The 22,373-nt window shown below is 74.3% G+C and carries 16 protein-coding genes and 1 pseudogene; 11 read left to right on the top strand and 6 right to left on the bottom strand.

From position 1 onward, the window contains the following. Positions 1–40: 40 nt before the first annotated feature. The 7 genes and pseudogenes from ACZ6EG_RS14325 to ACZ6EG_RS14295 all read left to right on the top strand — a co-directional run bounded on the left by ACZ6EG_RS14325 (position 41) and on the right by ACZ6EG_RS14295 (position 12,019). Entirely contained in the window at positions 41–2,737 is a 2,697-nt protein-coding gene (locus ACZ6EG_RS14325) for a protein kinase (protein ID WP_469604557.1), read from the top strand. Positions 2,738–2,882: 145 nt separating this feature from the next. Beyond that, positions 2,883–4,679: a serine/threonine-protein kinase gene (locus tag ACZ6EG_RS14320; protein WP_469604554.1), complete on the top strand. Its 1,797-nt coding sequence runs from the start codon at positions 2,883–2,885 to the stop codon at positions 4,677–4,679. Positions 4,680–4,797: 118 nt separating this feature from the next. Further along, positions 4,798–5,889, top strand: coding sequence for a serine/threonine-protein kinase (locus ACZ6EG_RS14315; protein ID WP_391969921.1), 1,092 nt, complete (start codon positions 4,798–4,800; stop codon positions 5,887–5,889). Positions 5,890–5,970: 81 nt separating this feature from the next. Continuing rightward, on the top strand, positions 5,971–7,644 hold the full coding sequence (locus ACZ6EG_RS14310) for a serine/threonine-protein kinase (protein ID WP_469604551.1): 1,674 nt from the start codon (positions 5,971–5,973) through the stop codon (positions 7,642–7,644). Beyond that, a pseudogene (locus ACZ6EG_RS14305) lies at positions 7,644–8,360 on the top strand (serine/threonine-protein kinase); the annotation flags it as partial. The gene ACZ6EG_RS14310 and the pseudogene ACZ6EG_RS14305, both read left to right, overlap by 1 nt. 155 nt (positions 8,361–8,515) lie before the next feature. Further along, positions 8,516–10,129 (top strand): succinic semialdehyde dehydrogenase, encoded by a 1,614-nt coding sequence (locus tag ACZ6EG_RS14300; protein ID WP_391969918.1) that lies wholly within the window; start codon positions 8,516–8,518, stop codon positions 10,127–10,129. Positions 10,130–10,201: 72 nt separating this feature from the next. Continuing rightward, positions 10,202–12,019 carry a GMC oxidoreductase gene (locus ACZ6EG_RS14295; RefSeq protein WP_391969917.1) on the top strand — a complete coding sequence of 606 codons (1,818 nt, stop codon included), beginning with the start codon at positions 10,202–10,204 and terminating at the stop codon, positions 12,017–12,019. Between the two features lie 76 nt (positions 12,020–12,095). On the opposite strand, the gene ACZ6EG_RS14290 is transcribed toward ACZ6EG_RS14295, so the two are convergent. Together ACZ6EG_RS14290 and ACZ6EG_RS14285 are read right to left on the bottom strand one after the other, a co-directional pair. Continuing rightward, positions 12,096–13,124 carry an LPXTG cell wall anchor domain-containing protein gene (locus tag ACZ6EG_RS14290; protein WP_391969916.1) on the bottom strand — a complete coding sequence of 343 codons (1,029 nt, stop codon included), beginning with the start codon at positions 13,122–13,124 and terminating at the stop codon, positions 12,096–12,098. Positions 13,125–13,780: 656 nt separating this feature from the next. Next, the gene (locus ACZ6EG_RS14285; protein ID WP_391969915.1) at positions 13,781–14,098 is read right to left on the bottom strand and encodes a chorismate mutase; all 318 of its coding nucleotides are present in this window, start codon (positions 14,096–14,098) and stop codon (positions 13,781–13,783) included. A gap of 346 nt (positions 14,099–14,444) precedes the next feature. Between ACZ6EG_RS14285 and guaA the strand changes: the two genes are divergently transcribed. Continuing rightward, complete coding sequence (gene guaA / locus ACZ6EG_RS14280) at positions 14,445–16,025, top strand: glutamine-hydrolyzing GMP synthase (protein WP_383641399.1); 1,581 nt, start codon at positions 14,445–14,447, stop codon at positions 16,023–16,025. A 7-nt stretch (positions 16,026–16,032) separates the two neighbouring features. Here the strand turns inward: guaA and ACZ6EG_RS14275 are convergent, their stop codons facing one another. Next, complete coding sequence (locus tag ACZ6EG_RS14275; RefSeq protein ID WP_391969914.1) at positions 16,033–16,518, bottom strand: pyridoxamine 5'-phosphate oxidase family protein; 486 nt, start codon at positions 16,516–16,518, stop codon at positions 16,033–16,035. Between the two features lie 136 nt (positions 16,519–16,654). On the opposite strand from ACZ6EG_RS14275, the gene ACZ6EG_RS14270 reads away from it, so the two are divergent. Then, positions 16,655–17,458, top strand: a complete 804-nt coding sequence (locus tag ACZ6EG_RS14270) for a class II aldolase/adducin family protein (RefSeq protein ID WP_391969913.1) — start codon at positions 16,655–16,657, stop codon at positions 17,456–17,458. Positions 17,459–17,485: 27 nt separating this feature from the next. Here ACZ6EG_RS14270 and ACZ6EG_RS14265 read toward each other — a convergent pair whose 3' ends face one another. Then, positions 17,486–18,343 (bottom strand): DUF4429 domain-containing protein, encoded by an 858-nt coding sequence (locus ACZ6EG_RS14265; RefSeq protein WP_469604543.1) that lies wholly within the window; start codon positions 18,341–18,343, stop codon positions 17,486–17,488. A 211-nt stretch (positions 18,344–18,554) separates the two neighbouring features. Here ACZ6EG_RS14265 and ACZ6EG_RS14260 point away from each other — a divergent pair, with 211 nt between their 5' ends. Together ACZ6EG_RS14260 and ACZ6EG_RS14255 are read left to right on the top strand one after the other, a co-directional pair. Beyond that, positions 18,555–19,850 carry a hypothetical protein gene (locus ACZ6EG_RS14260; RefSeq protein WP_469604540.1) on the top strand — a complete coding sequence of 432 codons (1,296 nt, stop codon included), beginning with the start codon at positions 18,555–18,557 and terminating at the stop codon, positions 19,848–19,850. Positions 19,851–20,000: 150 nt separating this feature from the next. Continuing rightward, entirely contained in the window at positions 20,001–20,525 is a 525-nt protein-coding gene (locus ACZ6EG_RS14255) for a DoxX family membrane protein (protein ID WP_391969910.1), read from the top strand. On the opposite strand, the gene ACZ6EG_RS14250 is transcribed toward ACZ6EG_RS14255, so the two are convergent. Further along, positions 20,522–20,764 (bottom strand): hypothetical protein, encoded by a 243-nt coding sequence (locus ACZ6EG_RS14250; protein ID WP_469604537.1) that lies wholly within the window; start codon positions 20,762–20,764, stop codon positions 20,522–20,524. The genes ACZ6EG_RS14255 and ACZ6EG_RS14250 overlap by 4 nt on opposite strands. Next, entirely contained in the window at positions 20,751–22,211 is a 1,461-nt protein-coding gene (locus ACZ6EG_RS14245) for a PspC domain-containing protein (protein ID WP_469604534.1), read from the bottom strand. Before ACZ6EG_RS14245 ends, ACZ6EG_RS14250 begins: the two co-directional genes overlap by 14 nt. Between the last annotated feature and the right edge of the window lie 162 nt (positions 22,212–22,373).

Genomic DNA, 22,373 nt, shown 5'->3' with positions numbered 1-22,373 from the left:
GGCGAACGGAATTGACCGACGGGCTGCCGGGGGTGGCGACGTGGACGACTATGCGGGACGGGTGCTCGCCGACCGCTACCGGCTGCCCCTGCCGCCCTCCGACGAGTACGAACTCACCGAGACCCGGGCCTTCGACACCTACAGCGGCCAGGAAGTCCTGGTCCGCCAGGTGCCGTTGCCCGAGGTCGTCGAGGCGGAGGTGCTCGACGCCGACGGCCTGCCCGACGGCTTCACGGCCCGTGACGGCGTCCGGCGCCCCGGCCGGCGTGCGCACTCCGCGCAGGGCGGCACCCGGCGCCCCGCCGACCCGGTGGTACGCCGTGCCGTCGAGGCCGCGCAGGCCGCCGCCGCCGTCCCGGACCACCCGCGCCTGGACCAGGTCTTCGACGTGTTCGCGGAGGGCGGTTCGCTCTGGATCGTCAGCGAACTGGTGGCCGCGCGGCCGCTGGCCGCCCTCCTCGCCGAGGAGCCGCTGACGCCGTACCGGGCGGCCGAGGTGGCCTCCGACATCCTCCTCGCGCTGCGGGTGCTGCACACCTACGGCTGGGTGCACCGCAACATCACCGCGCGCACCGTGCTCGTCTGCGACGACGGACGCGTGATGCTGACCGGCCTGGCGGTCGGGGCGGCGGAGGAGGCGCTGTGCGGGTACGACCCGGTGCCGACCCCCGAGGGCGAGGACGACGGGGGCTCGCCGGTCGCCCCCGGCGGGACCTTCGGCCGGGGCGGCAGCCCGACGCCCGGCGCCCTCGGGCCCGGCGGTGCCGGGGCGGGCTTGCCCGGCGCGGGTGGAGCGGGGCCAGGCCTTCCCGGCCACGTCGGCTCCGGCCCCCGGCACACCGGTCCCGCGGGGGTGCGGTCCGGGATGCTCGGTCCCGGTGGCGACGACCCCGAGGCCGCCCGGCGTGCCGCCATCGAGGCCAGGGGCGCCGGCGGGCTGCCGGGTCCCGGAGCGGAGCCCGGCGGAGCCGCCGGGCTCACCCCCGCCGCGCTCGACGCCGGCGGTGACGTCCGCGCCGCGCGCGCCGGGGCCATCGCCGCGTACCGCGCGGGGGCCCGGGCCGCGGCCCGCGTCCAGGAGGCGCAGAACGGCCGTGCCTCCCTGCCCGGCGCCCGCCCCGCCCCCGACGACGACCCCGGCCGGCCTCCGCACGCGGCGGGCCCCGCACCCGCCGCCGGCCGGCCCGACCGGCCCGCGGCGGACCGCCACGGCGGTCCGCCCGGCACCGTCCCGCCCGGGCAGATCGCCGACCCCTACGGCGTCCGCACGACCTCGTGGCACGGCGCCACGCCCCGCACCGCGGACGACCACTCCTCCGGTCCGGCGCCCTCCGGCCAGGTCCCGCCCGGCCAGACCCCCGCTCCGGCGGCCGGGCGTGCCCTGCCCGCCGGTCCGCCGCAGGAGACCGGCGCCGCGTCTCCCGGCCACTGGGACGACCTGGTCGCCCGGCCGGCCTCCGCACGCGGCCCGGCCACCGCACTCGCCGCCGAACGGGCCCGGCAGACCCGGATGGCCGTGGTCGGGCCGGTGACCGAGCGCTGGGCGCCGGAACAGGCCGGGCCGGTGCACGAGAACTGGCAGCTGGCCGCGCCCATCGGCCCCGCCACCGACCTGTGGGCGCTGGGCGCCCTGCTCTTCCGCGCCGTACAGGGGCACGCGCCCTACCCGGAGGACTCGACGGCCGAGCTGGTGCAGATCGTGTGCGCGGAGCCGCCGGCCTTCGCCGAGGAGTGCGGACCGCTGCGGCCGGTCGTGGAGTCGCTGCTGCGCCAGGACCCCACCGAGCGCATCGACTTCGAGGAACTGAGCGGCTGGCTGCGCTCGCTGGTGCGCTCGGCCCCCGAGCCGGAGGCCGGCCTGCACGTCGTCCCGGCCCCGCCCGCCGAGACCAGCAGGCTGCCCATCGTGCGCCGCCGGGGCGAGCTGGTGCGCAGGCGCCGGGCCGGACTGCCCGCACACCACGGGCGGCACAAGCGGGACCGGCGGGAGACGGACCGTTCCCCGCGCAGCCTCGGCCGGACCCTGCTCCTGCTGATACTGCTCGCCCTGGCCGGAGCGATCGCCTACGCCATGTTCCTCATGCCGAAGGACGACCCCCACGACCCGGGCGCCACCGGCGGCGCGGACCGGACGGGAGCCGCGGGTGAGGCGAGCCAGGCGCCGCCCGAGCGGTCCCCCGACGCCGGCGGCGAGCCCCGGCCGGAGCGGACGTCCCCGGAGGACCGGCCCAGCGCCGCCGAGACGGGCGCCGGTTCCGCCGAGACGCAGACCACCGACCCCGACGTCGCCGACGGGTTCGCCCTGCGCAAGGACCCGGAGGGATTCCGCGTCGCCGTCGCCGAGGGCTGGACCCGCACCCCGCGCAACGGGAGCGGCCAGGTCGTCTACGGCAAGGGCGGCCTCGAGCTGATCGTCGTGCCGGGCCGGGACCGCACCAGCGAGTTCGGCGACGACCCGATGGCGTACCAGCGCGACAGCGAACCCGAGTTGGCCTCCTACCGGGCCTCCAGCTGGGCGACCTCCAGTGGGCTGAAGGCCATCGAGGTGGGCGGACGGACCATGGCGGAGGGGCAGTTCACCTGGACCGGCGCGAACGGCGAGCTGTACGTGCGCAACGTCGCGATCCTCATCGACGGCCGGTACCACGTCGTGCAGGTCCGCGGACCGGTGGCGGAGCGGGACGAGGTGAGCCGGCTGTTCGAACAGGCGTCGACGACCTACCAGTACACCGGCTGACCGCGGTTCGGCCCGATGGTTGCCCTCCGGGACGGAAAGCGACAACCGTCACAGAGCGGTTTCCGTACCACCCCACCCGTTCCCCGAACAGGGACCGGTCCCTAGTCTGACCCTGACAAGACCATTGCGGGGCAACGTGAATCAGATGCAGGGCCGGCTCGTGGCGGGCCGTTACCGGCTCGGCGACACCATCGGCAGCGGCGGCATGGGCCGGGTGTGGCGCGCCCACGACGAGGTGCTGCACCGGGCCGTCGCCATCAAGGAGTTGACCGCCGCGCTCTACGTCTCGGAGAGCGACCAGGCGATCCTCCTGGCGCGTACCCGGGGCGAGGCGCGCGCGGCGGCGCGGATCAACCACTCGGCCGTCGTCACCGTGCACGACGTACTCGAACACGACGGCCGGCCGTGGATCGTGATGGAGCTGGTCGAGGGCCGCTCCCTGGCCGACGCCGTCAAGGAGGAGGAGCGGGTCGACCCGCGCGAGGCGGCCCGCGTCGGCCTGTGGGTGCTCCGGGCACTGCGCGCCGCCCACACCGCCGGCGTGCTGCACCGCGACGTCAAGCCCGGCAACGTGCTGCTCGCCGACGACGGACGGGTGCTGCTCACCGACTTCGGCATCGCGCAGATCGAGGGCGACAGCACGATCACCCGGACCGGCGAGGTCGTCGGTTCGGTCGACTACCTCGCGCCCGAGCGCGTCCGGGGCCACGACCCCGGCCCGGCCTCCGACCTGTGGGCGCTCGGCGCGACGCTGTACACGGCGGTGGAGGGCAGGTCGCCGTTCCGCCGGACCTCGCCGCTCACCACCATGCAGGCGGTCGTCGAGGAGGAGGCCTCCGAGCCGCGGCACGCCGGTCCGCTCGCGCCCGTCATCAGCGCGCTGCTCCGCAAGAACCCGGACGCGCGGCCCGACATGACCGAGGCCGAGCACATGCTCGCCCAGGCGGCGGAGGGACGCCGGCCGGACGCGGCCCAGGCGTACGTGCCGACCCAGTACACGGGCCCGGCACGGCAGGGCGACACGCTCCACCAGGGGACGCCGGGTGCGCCGGGGGCGCCGGGGGCGCCGGGGACTCCGCTGACACCGGAACCGGCCGACGCGACGCCGTACCCGCCGGTGACCGGCCCGACGACGTTCGGCCACCCGGCCGTCGGCCCCACGGCGAGCGCACACCCGGTGCCGGGACACGCGCCGGGCGCCCCGCCCGCGGGGAGCGTCCCCACGGGCCCCACGGCGGCGGGGTACGCGCCGCCCGGACCGGTGGGCACGACCGGGTCCCGCGGTCCCCGGCGCGGCCGGCTGCGCATGGTCGTGGGGATCGTCGCCGTCGCCGCGCTCATCGGCGCGGGCACCGCCGTCGTCCTGCAACAGCGCGACGGGGGCGGCTCGCAGGCCGGGCCCGGGCCCACCCCCTCGACGTCCTCCTCGCCCTCCGGCTCCGCCACCGGGAGGGACCCCGGCGGGTCCGTACCGGCCGACTGGGTGCGGCGCGACGACCCGCTGGGTTTCAGCCTCTACCTGCCCGAGGACTGGAAGCGCGAGGCCTTCGACGACGAGGGTGAACTCCGGCAGGTCGACTACACCCCCGACGGCGGCGAGCACTTCATCCGCATCTCCGTCGACACCGCCCCCGACTACAACGACCCCTACGCACACCAGCTCGACCTGGAGGCGCAGCTCCAGCGGCTGGTCGACTACCGGCGCGTCACCCTGGAGCGCACCACCTACCGGGACCGCGACAGCGCCCGGTGGGAGTACACCTGGACCGCGCTGGCGAAGGACACCCCCTTCCCCGGGCCGCGCAGCGGCGTCGTCCACACGTACCTGTCCCGGGGCGGGGCCGAGTACGCCCTCAACATGTCGGGGCCCACGGGCGACTGGCCGGTCACCCGGCGGCAGTTCACGGCGGTGCTGCAGAGCTGGCAGGAGCGGACCGGCTGAGACCCGTGGCGGACACCGTCCGCGGCCGCCGCGACGCCGCCCGGGTACCCGTCGGTTGTCGGCCACCCGTGGGACGGTGACACGGAGCCGCCACGTCCGGTCGGGCATGATGGGACGCATGGTGACCGAGGGGGCGGGCGGGCGTGTCATCGCGGGCCGTTACCGGCTCCATGAACGGCTCGGCCGCGGCGGCATGGGCATCGTGTGGCGGGCCACCGACCAACTGCTCGCCCGCGAGGTCGCCGTGAAGGTGCTCCCGCTGGACGAGACCCTCTCCGCGGCGGAGGCCAGGCGGCGCAGGGAGCGCACCCTGCGCGAGGCCCAAGCGGTGGCGCAGCTGAGGCATCCGCACGTCATCGTGGTGCACGACGTCGTCGAGGACGACGAACGCGCGTACATGGTCATGGAACTGGTCGACGGCGGCTCGCTCGCCGACCGCGTCCTCGGCCACGGCCCGGTCGACGCCACCGAGGCCGCCCGGATCGGCGTCGCCCTGCTCGACGCCCTGGGCACCGCGCACGCCGCCGGCATCCTGCACCGGGACGTGAAGCCGTCCAACGTGCTGATCGCCGAGGACGGCCGGGTCGTCCTCACCGACTTCGGTGTCGCCCAGGTCGCGGGCGCCACCACGCTCACCGAGAGCGGCTCCTTCGTCGGCTCCCCCGAGTACACCGCGCCGGAGCGGATGTCCGGTGCCGGGACCGGACCGGAGTCCGACCTGTGGTCGCTGGGCGTGCTGCTCTGCGCGGTGCTCAGCGGCGCCTCGCCCTTCCACCGGGACTCGCTGGGCGGCGTCCTGCACGCGGTGGTCACCGAGGAGATCCGGCCGCCCGCACAGGCCGGGCCGATCCTGCCCGTCGTCCGGGGGCTGCTGGAACGCGACCCCGAGCGGCGGCTGGACGCGGCCGAGGCGGAGCGGATGCTGCGCGCCTTCCTGGCCACCGGGCGCACGCCCCCGCCGCCCCGGCCCGGCGGGCCCCGGCAGGTGACGCGGGGCGTGCTCATGGCGGTGCTGCTGGTGGTCGCGGCGGCGGGCGCGGGTGTCGCGGCGGCGGCGCTGCTGGCGGACGCCGACGGCGGCGGGGGCGGTACGCCGACGAGTTCGGCGCCCGTGACGCCGACCACGGGCCCGACGTGGACCGCCACGGCCTCCTCCGCGTCGCCGCCCGGCGCCGGGTCGCCCGTCGCACCGCACCCAAACGGGAGATAAGCGGCGCGACGCGTCACGGGTCTGTGACCGAGGCGCACGGGTGGTGGATGCGGACCCGCCGGGCGAGATAAGGATGGAGCCATGAGCAGCAACGGGGGACCGCGCAAGGGCTCGGACGAGCCGACGAGTTTTGGGCTGCAACCGCCGAACCCGCCCGCCGCGGTGCCGCATCCCGGCAATCCGTACGCGGCGCCCACCCAGGTCGTACCGCCGCGGACCCCGGCAGGGCCCGCGCCGGCGGACGTGGGTGAGCCGGGCGCCGGGCGGCTCATCGCGGGACGCTACCGGCTGATGGCCAAGCTCGGACACGGCGGCATGGGCACCGTGTGGCGGGCGAAGGACGAGACGGTGGACCGTGAAGTCGCCGTCAAGGAACCTCGCGTACCCGATCATCTTCCCGAGCGTGAACGGGACAACGCCTTCGAACGGATGCGTCGCGAGGCGCGCGCGGCGGCCCGGCTCGACCACCCCGCCGTGGTCAACGTGCACGACGTGGCGGTGGTGGACGACCAGCCGTGGATCGTGATGGAGCTGGTGCGGGGCCGTTCGCTGGGTGACGCGCTGCAGGAGGGAACGCTGGGCGCGCGCGAGGCGGCCAGGATCGGCCTGGAGGTGCTCGGCGCGCTGGAGGCCGCGCACGCGGCAGGCGTCCTGCACCGGGACGTGAAGCCGGACAACGTGCTGCTCGGCCGGCACGACCGGGTCGTCCTCACCGACTTCGGCATCGCCCGGATCGAGGGCGAGACCAACCTGACGGACACCGGCGGCTTCGTCGGCTCCCCCGAGTACATCGCCCCGGAGCGGGTGCTCGGCCAGCGCCCCGGCCCGGCGAGCGACCTGTGGTCGCTGGGCGTGGTGCTGTACGCGGCGACGGAGGGCGTCTCGCCGTTCCGCCGCAGCAACACCCCCGCTACGCTCCAGTCGGTGCTCAACGCCGCACCGGCGCCGCCGGCCTCCGCGCGGGGACCGCTGGCCGAGGTGATCACCGGCCTGCTGGACAAGGACCCGGCGCGCCGCCCGGACGCCGTCCGGGTCCGCGCCCTGCTGGACGCCGCCGCGAACCCGCCCGCCCCGGCCCCCACCCAGGTCGTGCGGGTCGACGGACCGGGCGCGGCGCCCGTGTCCCGGTGGGGCGTCCGGCTGGGCCGCAACGCGTGGATCACCCTCGGTGCCGCGGTCGCCCTGGCCACGGTGGCGTCGTACCTGGTGATCGCGGACCCCTTCGCCGGGCCGCTGCCCGAGGGCTGGAAGAAGCAGGAACTCGGCGCGAAGCTCGGCATGGGCGTGGCGGTGCCCACCGCGTTCGTGAAGCAGAAGCACGCCGACGACTGGGACGGCACCGACGAGTCGTTCGCCGACCCCAGCGGCGCGGTCGTCGTCCACGTGGACCGCGACATCAAGGCCGACGACACGGAGAACCGGATCCCCGACTCCGCGATCGCCAATGCCTGGGCGGACTGGGACGTGCTCAAGGACGGCGAGTACTCCTGGAACTTCGCCGACACCCCCGCCCCGAGGGGCGAACCGGTCGCCACCGAGTACGAGGGCGGCAAGGCCGCCGAGAACACCATCGCCTACACGACCGCGGACACGCAGAACCCCCGCGAGCGCGAGTTCCGCATCGTCTACTACCGGGCGGGCAACGGCGACATGTACAAGGTCTCGATCGACTACCCCCGCAAGGGCTACTTCGCCGACGAGGGATGGGACATCGCCCGGACCGTCGTCGCCAACTGGGAGGTCGACAAGCTCTGATGGAAGCCCAGGGCCGTCTGGTCGGCGAACGGTACCGGTTGCGGCGGCGCGTCGGTGCCGGTGCCTCGGGGACCGTCTGGCAGGCGTTCGACGAACGCGCGGCACGGGAGGTCGCCGTCAAACGGCCGAGGCTCCCCGGCGACCCGGAGGACGAGGCCTACCGCCGGGCCGCGCACCGCCTCTACCGCGAGGCACGGGCCGCCGCCCGGGTCGACCACCCGGCGGCCGTGCGCATCCACGACGTGGTCGTGGAGGAGGCCGGGCTCGACGGACTGCCCTGGATCGTCATGGAGTGGGTCCCCGGCGAGTCCCTGCACGAGGTGCTCCGGCGCGGTCCGGTGGAGGCCCCGGAGGCGGCCCGTATCGGCCTCGCGGTCCTCGGCTCCCTGCGGGCGGCGCACGCCGTCGGCATCGTGCACCGCGCGGTCAGGCCCGCGAAGGTCCTGCTCGGCCCGCACGGCCGGGTCGTGCTCACCGACTTCGGGACGGCCCGTGCACCGGACGAGAGCCCCCACCGGGGCGCCGGTCCGGAGGCGGACCTGCGCTCACTGGGCGACCTGCTGCGCACCGCCGTCGGTGACCGGGCGCCCGCCGCACCGCTCGGCCCGCTGATCGCATCGCTGCGGGCCGGGGACGGGGCGGGGCGACCGGACGCGCAGGAGGTCGAGCGGCACCTGCGGGAGGTGGCCGGCACCCGTCGGCCCGCGCCGGACCGACGGGACGCGATCAGGTCCGGCCCTTCCGCGTAGCCGTCCCCAACTCCCTGATCAGCACGTTTGTTGCCAGTGATCACTGGCGGTGTGTGAGCACTCGGTGAATCCCCATTACCGACGGGTACACAAAGCTCGCGCGGCGGCATACCCTGCGGCTCATGACGGATGCGCAGGCCCCGGAAATCACCGGCACGAACCCCCTGGCCCCCGCCCCCGCGGGTGCCCGTACCGCTGCCGACGTGGTGACACCCGAGCTGGTCGCCCAGCTCACCAAGGGCGTGGCCGGCTCCGGCCGCACCGCCAACCACTCGCCGTTCACCGGCGAGAAGCTGGCCGACCTGCCCGAGTCGACACCCGAGGACGTGGCCCACGCCTTCGAGCTGGCCCGCGCCGCCCAGGCCGTCTGGGCCCGCACCCCGGTACGGCAGCGCGCCGCCGTCCTGCTGCGCTTCCACGACCTGGTGCTGGAGCGCCAGGCCGAGGTGCTCGACCTGATCCAGCTGGAGACCGGCAAGGCCCGCCTGCACGCCCACGAGGAGGTCCAGGCCGTCGCGGTCGCCGCCCGGCACTACGGCCGCAAGGCCCCCGCGTACCTGCGGCCCAAGCGGCACACCGGCGCGGTGCCGACGCTGACGAAGGTCACGGAGCTGCGCCACCCGCGCGGGGTCGTCGGCCAGATCGTGCCCTGGAACTACCCCCTCGAACTCTCCGTCGGCGACGCCCTGCCGGCGCTCGTCGCGGGCAACGCCGTCGTGATGAAGCCCGACACCGAGTCCTGCCTCACCGCGCTGTGGGCCCGCGACCTGCTGATCGAGGCGGGGCTGCCCGCCGACGTCCTCCAGGCCGTCATCGGCGTCGGTCCCGTCATCGGACCCGAGGTCGTCAAGCACGGCGACTACGTCTCCTTCACCGGCTCCACCCGCACCGGCCGCGAGGTCGCCACCGTCGCCGCGGACCGCCTGGTCGGCGTCTCGCTGGAGCTGGGCGGCAAGAACGCCATGCTGGTCCTGGAGGACGCCGACATCGAGAAGGCGGCCGCGGGCGCGGTCCGCGCGTGCTTCTCCTCCGCCGGCCAGCTCTGCGTCTCCATCGAGCGGCTCTACGTCCACGAGTCGGTCGCCGACGCCTTCCTCGACCGCTTCGCCGCCCGCGCCCGCGCGATGCGGCTGGGCAGCGCCCTGGCGTACGGCGCGGACATGGGCTCGCTGGTCAGCGGGCACCAGCTGGAGACCGTCAAGCGGCACGTGGAGGACGCCGTCGCCAAGGGCGCCCGCATCGTCGCGGGCGGAGTCGCCCGCCCCGACATCGGCCCGTACTTCTACGAGCCGACCATCCTCGACGGGGTCACGGAGACCATGACCCTGTGCTGCGAGGAGACCTTCGGCCCGGTCGTCTCCGTGTACCGCTTCTCGGACGTGGACGAGGTCGTCGAGCGCGCCAACGCCACGCCGTACGGGCTGAACTCCTCGGTCTGGACGACGAACGCCCGCCTCGGCCGCGAGGTCGCCGCCCGGCTGCGCACCGGCACCGTCAACATCAACGAGGGCTACGCCTCGGCGTACGGCAGCGTCCAGTCGCCCATGGGCGGCATGAAGGAGTCCGGCCTAGGCCGCCGGCACGGCTCCGAGGGCATCCTCAAGTACACCGAGTCGCAGACCGTCGCCCACCAGCGGCTGCTGCCGATGGCGCCCTCGCTGGGCATGGACGACGAGAAGTACGCGGCGTTCATGAGCCGCAGCCTGCGCCTGATGAAGGCGTTCCGCTTCCGCTAGACCACCGGACCCACCAGGCCACCCAGGCCGCCCCAGGCCCTCAGTCCACCCCGTTCTCGACGAGGAGAGCACGTGCCGCAGGAGAAGACCGTCCGGACCCGGGACGAGAACGGGTACGACTACGACGTGGTCGTCGTGGGCTCGGGGTTCGGCGGCTCCGTGTCCGCCCTCCGGCTCACCGAGAAGGGCTACCGCGTCGGCGTCCTGGAAGCCGGCCGCCGCTTCACCCGCGACTCGTTGCCGAAGAACTCCTGGGACCTGAAGAACTACCTCTGGGCCCCCAGGCTCGGCATGTTCGGCATCCAGCGCATCCACCTGCTCGGGAATGTCATGGTCCTGGCAGGCGCCGGGGTGGGCGGCGGTTCCCTGAACTACGCCAACACCCTCTACGTGCCGCCGAAGCCCTTCTTCGAGGACCCCCAGTGGCGCGACATCACCGACTGGCACGAGGAGCTGACGCCGTACTACGACCAGGCCCGGCGCATGCTCGGGGTCCGGCTGAACCCGACGATGACCCCGTCCGACGTCCACCTGAAGGCGGCGGCCGAGCGGATGGGCGTGGGCGACACCTTCCACATGGCGCCGGTCGGCGTCTTCTTCGGCGACGGTGAGGACGCCGACGGCACGGCGAAGGCGAAGCCCGGCGAGAAGACGCCGGACCCCTACTTCGGCGGCGCCGGCCCCGAGCGGCAGGCCTGCACCGAGTGCGGTTCGTGCATGACCGGCTGCCGCCTCGGCGCGAAGAACACCCTCAACGAGAACTACCTGTACCTCGCCGAGCGGGCCGGAGCGGTGGTGCACCCGATGACGACGGTCCTCTCGGTCACCGAGGACTCGCGCGGCGGGTTCGCCCTCGCCACCCTGCCCACGGACCGCCGCAAGAAGGGGGCGGGCCGCACCTTCACGGCCCGCCGGGTGGTCGTGGCCGCCGGCACCTACGGCACCCAGACGCTGCTGCACCGCATGAAGGCCGGCGGTCAGCTCCCGCACCTGTCCGACCGGCTCGGCGACCTGACCCGCACCAACTCCGAGGCCCTGGTCGGTGCCCAGACCGACGACCGGCGCTACCGCAGGGCCACCGGCGAACCCCGGGCCGACTTCACCCGCGGCGTCGCCATCACGTCCTCCATCCACCCGGACGCCAACACCCACATCGAGCCGGTCCGTTACGGCAAGGGCTCCAACTCGATGGGCAGCCTGTCCATCCTCCAGGTCCCCTACGCCGGTCAGACCGCGTCCGGCGCCGCCCGTGTCCTGGGCTTCCTGGGCCACGCGGCCAAGCACCCGCTGCTGGTGCTGCGTTCGCTGTCCAACCGCAAGTGGTCGGAGCGGACCATCATCGGCCTGGTCATGCAGTCCCTGGACAACTCGCTGACCACGCACCTGAAACCGAGCGGCGTCGGCAAGGGCCTGCTCACCGCCCACCAGGGGCACGGCTCGCCCAACCCCAAGCAGATCAAGGCGGCCACGGAGGGGGCCTCCGCGCTCGCCGCCGAGATCAACGGCTTCGCGGGCTCCAACGTCGGCGAGCTGATGGGCACCCCGCTCACCGCCCACTTCCTCGGCGGCTGCCCGATCGGCGCCTCCCGCGAGACCGGCGTCATCGACCCGTACCACCGGCTCTACGGCCACCCCGGCATCTCGGTCGTGGACGGCGCCGCGGTCTCCGCGAACCTGGGCGTCAACCCGTCGCTGACCATCACGGCGCAGGCCGAGCGGGCGATGTCCTACTGGCCGAACAAGGGCGAGAGCGACCCGAGGCCGGCCCAGGGCACGGCGTACGAGCGCCTGGCCCCCGTCGAGCCCAAGGCCCCGGCGGTCCCGGCGGAGGCCTTCGGCGCGCTGCGGCTGCCGTTCCTGGGGATGCCGGCGGTGCCGCCGAAGGAGTAGCGCGGACCGGACGGCGAAAGGACCTGCGCCCCCCTCCGAGCGCAGGTCCTTCCCGTCCGGTGGGCCGTACCGGCGGCTACGCCTCGGTACCGGCCTTGCGGCGGCGCACCGCGAAGACCGCGCCGCCGCCGACGACGAGGGCGAGCCCGCCGACGAGCCCGATCATCGGCAGCGCCGAACCGGCGCCGGTCTCGGCGAGCGCGCCGGTGACCTCGGGCGTCCCGGCGGCCGGCTTCTCGACGGCCACCGGTGCCTTGCCGCCTTCCTGCGGCTCGGTGCCCTCGGTGTCCGTGCCGGCGGCCACGATCCGGAACTCGTAGGCGACGTCACCGAAGCCGGTGCACTCACCGTCCGCGTCCCCGTAGATCGTCGCGCCCAGCGTGAAGCCGGCGCCGACCGGGGCGTCGGCCCGCACGTTGATCCGCATCGCGATGTCGACCTCGTAGCCGGGCGCCAGCTCGTCGGTGTAACCGATGTAGCCGACCGCGTACCCGAACTCGTCGAGCTCCTCCCAGCTCCCGTCCTCGGGGTTCCAGGCCTGGAGGCTGACCTTCCTGCTCTCGAACAGCTCCACGCCGTCCAGGTCGGCGGAGGCACCGGCCAGGTATTCGAGGTCCCGCAGCGTGGAGCCGGAGTTGTTCGCCACGGTCAGCGAGAACTCGTGCCAGCCGCTGCCCACCGCGATGCTGCCGGGCAGTCCGCTCATGGCGACATCGACCTTGCTGTCCTCGCACACGGACGGCTCGGGGTCGGGGGTCTCCGTCTCCTCGGGCGCCGAGGTGCTCGGGGACGGCGAGGCGGGCGGCGTCGAGGTGCCGGGCGCCGTGGTCCCGGGCGCCGTGGTCCCGGGGGCCGTGCTCTCGGGCGCCGTCGTGCCCGGGGAGCCGCTCGGGGAACCGCTCGTCGTGTCACCCGGCGCGGGAGCGGTCTCGCTCTCGGACGCGCCGGGGGACGGAGCGCCGGTCGTGGGCGTGCTCTCGGCACTGCTCGCGGGCGGGGACGACGGCGTGTCGCCGGTCGCGTGGGCGGCCGGTGCAGCGAGCAGCGCCACCGGGGCCATCACCGCGGTGACGGCCGCGGCGGCCACGGCGCGACGAAGCTTCATGAAGACCTCGAGGTGTCCGGCGTGCCGCGCGTGCGGCACGGGAGGGTCGGGAGGCCTCCGCGTGTGGGGCGCGGGTGTGGCCCGTGGTTCGTTCTGTGTGGCCTGTTTGATCAGTGAAAGCTGTGAATGGTTGTCCGTCACTCACAGAACTTTTATGTAACGTGCGTCACCCATTGCGTCACCCACGACCGGGGAGCGGCATGCACGACCGGGGGGCGGCACGGCGAAGGGCCCCGCGGGCTGGTGCCACGGGGCCCTTCCTCAGCCAGCACCGGCGTCAGGGCAGCGCCGGTGCCTGGGGAGCGGCGCCGGGGGGTTGCGCCGCTTGCCTCGGAGGCAGTGCGATCGAGTGGGTCGCGCGGGGGACTCGGGCGCGGACCTGTTCCGTCGGCCGGCTCCGGGCGTCCCCGGAGCCGACCGTTCTCTGGGTGACCGGGCTGCTGTCCCCTGCCGTCCGGTCACTTCCCTGGAGCGAGGTCCCACGTGCGGCACGATCCGTACGTCTCATCGCTCCAGCGAGCCACGCGTGGTTCTTTCGGGCCCGCCCCTGGATGACACGGACACCGGGACCAACGAAGCCGTCGGCGTCCCGGTCACGCGCCGTACGGGTGAGTCGGGATCCGAACGCGGATGCGACGCTCGGACGCGTGCGGGCCTCAGACGCGCCCGCGGCACAGCTCCAGCATCGTCATCGCCAGCCCCGTACCCGGCTTGCCCAGCGCCGCCCGGTAGTGGTCGAGGACCTCCATCTCGCGGGAGAGGTTCACCCGCCGGCCGCCGGAGGTGATCCGCGCCTCCTGGATGACGGCGGACACGGCCATCCGCTCCTGGATCAGCCCGATGATCCGGTCGTCCAGGGCGTCGATGCGCTCCCGGGCACCGGTGATCACACCGGCGGCCTCACTGGTGCGGGCGCCGGTCCTCTCGGTCGCGGTCAGGGCTGTCGCGGTGGCGTCTGCTGCGGTGACGGTCATGTCGGGGTCTCCTCGCCGAGGTGGGGCGGTGCCCCTGGCCGACAGGCCCCCAAGACGCCAGACGCCCCGGGCCTTGTCGGCCCGGGGCGCCTGGGAAGTCGCTTGTCAGTTGCTCAAGCAGCACGACCATGGCAGCCGGCGGGCCGGTTGCCATAGGTAAACAGGAAGGTCTGGTGCGTGAGCATGGGCCCAGTATGCCCCGGCGACGCACGGTGTCCAAGCCGGTTCGGATCGTGAGACGCGGGGAGCGCGGTCGCCCCCCGGGGCCGCGGGCGGGACGGGCCACCTGCCCGTCTCGGTAGAATCGGCAGTACAAGACCCCCGCCCGACCGCCGGAAGGCACCCCGTGTCATCAGCGACTCCCGCTGCCGCCGCCCCCGACACCGTCCTGGTCGTCGACTTCGGCGCGCAGTACGCCCAGCTCATCGCCCGTCGTGTCCGCGAGGCGCGGGTCTACAGCGAGATCGTGCCGAGCTCCATGCCGGTCGAGGAGATGCTCGCCAAGAACCCGGCGGCCATCGTCCTCTCCGGCGGCCCCTCGTCGGTGTACGAGCCGGGCGCCCCCACCATCGACCGCGCCCTGTTCGAGGCCGGTGTCCCCGTCTTCGGCATGTGCTACGGCTTCCAGCTGATGGCGCAGACCCTCGGCGGCACCGTCGACAACTCCGGCGCCCGCGAGTACGGCCGCACCGACCTGTCGGTCTCCAAGCCGTCCTCCACCCTCTTCGAGGGCACCCCCGCCGAGCAGGCCGTGTGGATGTCGCACGGCGACGCCTGCTCCGCCGCCCCCGAGGGCTTCACCGTCACCGGCTCGACGAGCGTCGTCCCGGTCGCCGCCTTCGAGAACGACGAGAAGAAGCTCTACGGCGTCCAGTACCACCCCGAGGTGATGCACTCCACGCACGGGCAGCAGGTGCTGGAGCACTTCCTGTACCGGGGTGCGGGCCTGCGCCCGGACTGGACCACGGGCAACGTCATCGAGGAGCAGGTCGCGGCCATCCGCGAGCAGGTCGGCGACAAGCGCGCCATCTGCGGCCTGTCCGGCGGCGTGGACTCCGCGGTCGCCGCCGCCCTCGTCCAGAAGGCCATCGGCTCCCAGCTGACCTGTGTCTACGTCGACCACGGCCTGATGCGCCAGGGCGAGACCGAGCAGGTCGAGAAGGACTTCGTCGCCGCGACCGGCGTGCAGCTGAAGGTCGTGGACGCCCAGGAGCGGTTCCTCAAGGCGCTCGCCGGGGTCTCCGACCCCGAGGAGAAGCGGAAGATCATCGGCCGCGAGTTCATCCGGGTCTTCGAGCAGGCCCAGCTGGAGATCATGCGGGAGGACGGCCCCGAGGTCGCCTTCCTCGTGCAGGGCACCCTCTACCCGGACGTCGTCGAGTCCGGCGGAGGCACCGGCACCGCCAACATCAAGTCCCACCACAACGTGGGCGGGCTCCCGGACGACATCGAGTTCGAGCTCGTCGAGCCGCTGCGCAAGCTGTTCAAGGACGAGGTCCGGATGGTCGGCCAGGAACTGGGCCTGCCCGAGGAGATCGTCCAGCGCCAGCCGTTCCCGGGCCCGGGTCTGGGCATCCGCATCGTCGGCGAGGTCACCGAGGAGCGGCTCGACCTGCTCCGGGCGGCCGACGCCATCGCCCGCGAGGAGCTGACCGCGGCCGGCCTCGACCGCGAGATCTGGCAGTGCCCCGTGGTGCTCCTCGCCGACGTCCGCTCGGTCGGCGTCCAGGGCGACGGCCGCACCTACGGCCACCCGATCGTGCTGCGCCCGGTCTCCTCCGAGGACGCGATGACGGCCGACTGGTCCCGGCTGCCGTACGACGTGCTGTCCAAGATCTCCACCCGGATCACCAACGAGGTCAAGGACGTCAACCGGGTCGTCCTCGACGTGACGTCGAAGCCGCCGGGGACCATCGAGTGGGAGTGACCCCTGCCTAGGTGCGCCTGAGGGTGCGCAGGGGTTTCCCGGGCTGCCAGACCTGGACGACCAGATACGCGTCGTCCTCCACGTAGGTCCGCACGACCTCCGTCAGCTCGGTACGGAAGAGGTGGAACGGCTCCGGCGGTTCCACCTCTTTCACGTACCCCGCCCGGACCGCGGGGTCCTCGACCTCGACCGCCCGTCCCGAGATCCGCACGTCCCCGCCTCCCATGCCGGTGCCGTCCCCCGGGTTCGCCTGCAACGCGAACCGCGGATCGCGCCGCAGGTCGAGCGCCTTCACCGAGCCCGGCATCATGCCGAGCCACAGGCCGCCGCTCAGGAAACGCACCTCCAGTCCGCTGGTACGGGGCGAGCCGTCCTTGCGCAGGGTGGCGAGGACGTGGTGGGTGTACGCGCCGAAGCGGGCTTCCACGGTGGCCGCCAGCGCGGGCTCGGCGCCCGCGAAGGACGACCAGTCCGTCGTGGTGTTCTGGGTCATACGGTGAGTGTGGCCCCGAAAGGGGACACCTCGTGTCGGGTATGGCCCCCGTGTCTGTCGTCCCGGCCGCACCGCCGGTAACTTCCGGCCCTAAGGCACATCCAGTGCCGGTCCGGCGCCGAAGGACAGAGGACACATGGACGGGACGCCCGGGGCCACGCCGCCCCCGCCGCTGCCCACCGAGAAACTGCGGTTCGCGATGCCGCCGATGCACGACTCGGTCGAGGAGGAACGCCGGCACCGCAAGGAGCGTCTCGCGGGCGCGCTGCGGCTCTTCGGCCGGTACGGCTTCGAGGACGGGGTGTCGGGCCACATCACGGCCCGCGACCCCGAGTACAGCGACTGCTTCTGGGTCAACCCGTTCGGTATGCCGTTCGGGCACATCACGGTGGGCGACCTGGTGCTGGCCAACTCCGACGGGCAGGTGATCGAGGGCCGCCACCACGTGAACCAGGCCGCCTTCACCGTGCACTCCCGGGTCCACGCCGCCCGCCCGGACGTCGTCGCGGTCGCCCACTGCCACTCGGTGCACGGGCGGGCGCTGGCGGCCCTCGGCGACCTCCTCGACCCCATCACCCAGGAGAGCTGCGCCTTCTACGAGGACCACGCGCTGTACGACACCTACTCCGGTGTCACCGTCGACGCCGAGGAGGGACGGCGCATCGCCGAGGTGCTGGGTTCCGGCAAGGCACTCGTGCTGCGCAACCACGGGCTGCTGACGGTCGGCGGGTCGGTGGACGCGGCGGCCTGGTGGTTCCTGTCCATGGAGCGGTCCTGCCAGGTGCAGCTGACGGCCCGGGCGGCGGGCCGGCCGGTGCTGATCGGCCACCGGCAGGCGGTGGCGACCCGGGAGCAGCTCGGCGGGGACCTGGTCGCGTGGATCAACTACCAGCCGCTGTGGCAGGAGATCAGCCGCAGCGAGCCGGACCTGCTGGACTGAGCGTCACCGGGGCCGGCGCGGACGGGTTCAGAAGCACCGCAGCACGGCGGCCTTCGTCCGCGCGAACTCCTCGTCCGTCAGGACGCCGCCGCGATGCAGCTCGCCCAGTTCGCGCAGCCGGCGCAGCAGGACGTCATGAGGGCCCGCCGGGCGCGGTACGGCGGCCCGGGGCAGCCGGGCCGACGGATGCGGCAGCCGCGCCGTGACCGCGGTCGCGATCAGCGCGGTGAGCAGATCACGGCGGGCACTGCCCCACAGGTCCAGGGCGTACGGGTCCTGCCGCGGAGGCAGCCCGGGGGACGGCGCCCCCCGGGTCACGAAGCGCAGGAAGCCGCCCTCGGACCCGGAGGTGGGCAGCCACTCGACCCGGGCCAGATCACCGAGGCCGACGGTCCGCGGACCGGCGGCGCGCTTGACCCGCTCGGAGGTGTCGGCCCAGTCGATCCGCACCCGGGCCCCGTCGAAGGAGACCGTGCCGTCCGAGGAGCGCACCGAGACCGGCACCGGCGGTCCGGGCAGCAGATAGGCCTCGGTGGGCCCCTTCGGGATCCGGTCGAGGAGGAGGGCCCGGCGGATCTCCTCGGCGACGTACTCGGCGACCGAGCCGCGGTCGGCCTCCACCCACAGCCGGTAGGGGTTCGCCGCGTCGGGCAGCCGGCCGCCGGTGGCACGCAGGAGGGGATCGGCGCCCTCGCGCAGCCGCAGACGCAGCCACCCTCGCCTGCGGTCCGGTGCCAGCGCGATGCCCGCGACGGCCTCCAACGGCACCGAGACCTCTCCGTAGGCCTGCCGGAACGGCGACACCGAGCGGTGCAGCCCCGGCGTGATCCGAACCGTGCCGCCGTCGAACGCCCAGGTCCCGTCGCGCTGGATGATCTCGGCCACAACGGGATTCTCGCAGCCGGGTCAACACGGAGGTCCCCGTGTCACTCGCCCTGAGCAGAGCGGACCGGGGCCGCCCGGTGCGCGGGGCGCCATGTGCGGCACAATTCGCGTGCGCCCCACGGGACTTGCGGGTAAGGCCGCGGGGGACTGCGGCACTGCCGCAGGGGTCGTTGCTGGGTTTCGCGGGAGTTCGGGAAGGCGGGCGTCGGGCGTGGCGGTGCAGGAGGCGAGACGCGGGAGCGGCTCGGACAAAGGCGCGTACGAGGCGGCGCACGGGGGCGGCTGCACCTGTGGGGACTGCCCCCACGGGGCCCGCGAGGGGCACCGCCGGGCGGTGGCCGCGTTCCTTGAGCGGCGGGACGAGTTCGCGGCCGGGCAAGGGCTGCCGGCCGCCGTGGCCCACTCGGCCTCCGCCTCCCGGCAGTGGGTCTCGGAGGAACTGACCCAGTCCGCGGAAGTCGTCGCTGAACGGGGTCGCGCCGAGGGCGAGGCATGGCTGGCGGGCCTCGGCCGGCGCACCGCGGCCGTCGCGTGGGGCGCGGTCGTGCTGCTGCTCCTCGTGCAGGCGCTCAGCGCGATCGGTGCCGGATGGACGGCGGCGCGCACCGCCGGGCTCGCGGCCGCGCTGGTCGTGGCGGGCGCGCTGAGTGCCGCGTCGTGGTTCCACCGGGCGCGGGGCGGCGCGCTGGCGCCGGTCATCGGTGAGGACAACCGCCTGTCCACGTCCCGGGCCGTGGCCGCGGTCTGGGTGCTGTTCGTCGCGTACGCGGTCCTGGTGCTGGCCGGACAGCTGGCCGTGGCCTCGGACGGCGAGCGGCGGGACGCGCTGATCTCCGGTCTGGAACTGGCCCGCGGCGCCGGGGCGGTGACGGTGCTCGCGGTGGTGTGCGGGATTGCGGTCCTGGTGCGGCGGGTGGTCGGGCTGCGGGTGCTGGGGCGGCGGCTGCAGAAGGTGCGGGCGGACCGGCCGCGCGCCGCCGACCTGCTGACGGACGACGCCGGACGCGGGACCTTCGCCGACATCCAGTACGTGGTGATCAGCGCTGTCGCCCTGGTGTTCGCGGCGGTACGGCTGGCCCGGCGTCCGGAACAACTGCCCGACCTGCCCTGGGGGCTGGCCGTCGTGGTGCTGGTGTCGGCGGCGACCTACGTGGCCGGCAAGTACGCGGAGGGCGGCCGGCCCGTCATCCTCTCCGTGGTCCGGGCGCGGGAGGCCGGCGACCTGGACGCGCCGATCCGCACCGGTGACGACATCGAGATCCGCGGCGCCGGATTCGTACCCCCGGGCGCCCAGCGCGCGGACCGCCTCTCCCGGATGGTCGTCCGCATCGGGGCGGTCAACGTCCACGTGCCGCTCGTCCCCGTCACCGGCGGCTTCAGCAACCCCGCGGACGACCTGCTGACCGTCCCGGTCCCCGCCGACGTCGAGCCGGGCCGGGTCGACGTCCAGGTGGTCACCGCCGCGGGCGTGGAGACCGACCGGTACGCGATCGACGTCACCGACTGAGCACCCCCTCGCCGCGTCGGCCGCCTGTCGAAACCGACAGGAAGATCCCGGCCGGCGGAGGATTGAGCCGGGCTTCCGCGTCGTACGTATGGACTGTTGACGGAGGCTCGGCACGCGGGTGAGAGGCGGCTGGCAGTGATGGCTCACGGCATGCGGACGGACGCGTACCCCTCACCTCCGGGCGGCGGCGGGGACTGGCGCGACCACGCCACCCGGTACGCCCTGCTGCCCCTGCGGATCTTCCTGGGCGTCACCTTCGTCTACGCGGGGCTGGACAAACTCACCGACAGCGCCTTCATGAAGGACGCCGGGGCCGGCTCCGTCGGCGACATGATGCGCGCGGTCCGCGACTCCTCGGCCATCCCGTCCCTGGTCGACCTGGCCCTGGAGAGCCCGGCCGGCTTCGGCTACGCCATCGCCCTCGGCGAACTGGCCGTCGGCATCGGCACGCTGCTCGGCCTGCTGACCCGTCTGGCGGCCCTCGGCGGCGCGCTGATCTCGCTGAGCCTGTGGCTGACCGTCAGCTGGGCGTCCGACCCCTACTACTACGGCAACGACCTCGCCTACCTCATGGCCTGGACGCCGCTCGTCCTCGCGGGTGCCCCGCTGCTGTCCCTGGACGCCGCCCTGCGTACCCGGCGACGGCGCGGGACGGGCGACGGACACCGCGGCTAGCCGGAGAGGCCGGTCCCCGGCTCGTCGGCGTCCTCGCGGAGCGCCCCGCGGCGCCGGTGCGCGGAGCGGGCCACGACCCCGACCGCGCCCGCGAGGCCGAGGCCGCCCATGACGAGGGGGATCACCACGAACCACGGCGTCTGCCAGAGACCGCCCGTCTCACCGGCGTAGACGACGCCCGCCGCGGTCAGGAAGAGGCCGGCGACCAGGCGTCCGGGCTGGAAGCTATGACGCAGCACGGGACACCTCCGCCTGCCCGACGCCGACCTGGAGGTCGAGGTCGAGCGTGCCGACGGCCTTGACGCCCGCGGTGGGGGACAGGGTGATCTCCTTGTGCTTGCCCGGTGCCACGTCCACGTCCTTCTCGTCGTCGCCGGGCAGTTGGATGTCGCCCACGCCCACCTCGACGTTCAACCGGACCGTCATGTCCTGCGGCACGACCACCCGTACGCGGCCCACGCCCACGTCGGCCCGCGTGGTCACCGTCTGCCCCGCGGCCAGGTCCAGCCCGGACAGGTCGAGGGTGCCGGTGCCGGCCCCGATGTCGTACTGGTCGCGCACACCGGCCGCCGTCGTGGGCTCCCAGGTGCGCCGGACCCAGTCGGTGCCGACGTCCTCGGGGACGGCCGCCGAACCGGCCAGCAGGCCGGCCGTGACGATCGCCAGGAAGATCGAACCGGCGCCCGTGCGCCCCAGGAAGGAGCTGACCGCGATGCCGATGCCGAGGACGGCGAGCGCACAGGCGAGTCCGGCCTGGAGACTCGTGCCGAGCGGCTGGTCGTCCCAGGTCAGCCGGGTGCCGAGGAATCCGGCGAGCAGGGCGAGGAGGAAGACCCAGCCGCCGATCCCGTGCGGGCCGCGCGGCTGCGGTGGCCGCGGGCGCCGGTCGCACCCGCCGGCGTGGCCGCCGCCCGGGACGCCACGGCCGATGTTGACGGCCGCCGCGATGTCGCGGTCCTCGGAGTCCGACGGGCCCCACAGGTACCCCGTCCCGCCGACGCGCGTGCCGTCCTTGACGATGGGCTCGCGCCACCAGGAGGGCCACGTGAACATGATCGGCGGCGCCTGGGCCTCCGGCGGGGCGTCGGCGACGGCCTGGGCGGCGAGGGGGTCGGGATCGGGTGTCTTGCGGTGCCGCGACCAGTAGCCGGCGCCCGCGAGGAGGAGGGAGAGCACGACGGCGAAGGTCAGTACCCCGCCGTTGTTCAGCATGGTCAGCAGGACCCCGCAGCCGACCAGGGCGAACAGCACGGCCGCCAGCGCCTGGCCGTCGACCCGGCCGGTGAGCAGCTTGCGCACCTCGTTCTCGTCCTCGTCGTCGTAGGGGACGAAGAGCCAGGCGAAGCCGTAGAAGATGAGGCCGATGCCGCCGGTGGCGGAGAGCACCGCGAGCGTGATGCGGAAGATCACCGGGTCCATGTCGCACTGCCGCCCGAGACCGGCGCACACCCCGGCGAACGTCTTGTGCCGCCGATCGCGCCGGAACGAGGGGGGCGGCTCGGGGACGTCCGGGCCGGCGGAGGAGCCCGAGCCGGCCGCGGGGCCCGCGGCACCCGCGGCACCTGTGCCACCCGCGGCACCCGCCGCCTCCGCGGCGGGCGCGGCACCCTGCGGCCCGGCGCCCCGTGGCGGGCGTGGGCCGGAGCCGGGTCCCGGACCCGTCGCGGCGTGCTCGTGATCTGTCATGCGTCCATGGTGACGGGCGCGGCGCCGTGACGGCAGTCGGTTCGACCCTGGTCGGACCCTGATATCGGCCCTGACGCCTTGCCGGGGGAGCGTTCGAGGCCGCCCCGGACCGAAGATCAGGGGAGTCTCGGGGGCCGACCCTGATGCCCGCGCTCCCGGGGC

Source organism: Streptomyces sp. NPDC041968 (assembly GCF_055589025.1).
Note: the sequence above shows the minus strand (reverse complement) of the source record. Positions and strands in the feature narration are given on the sequence as shown.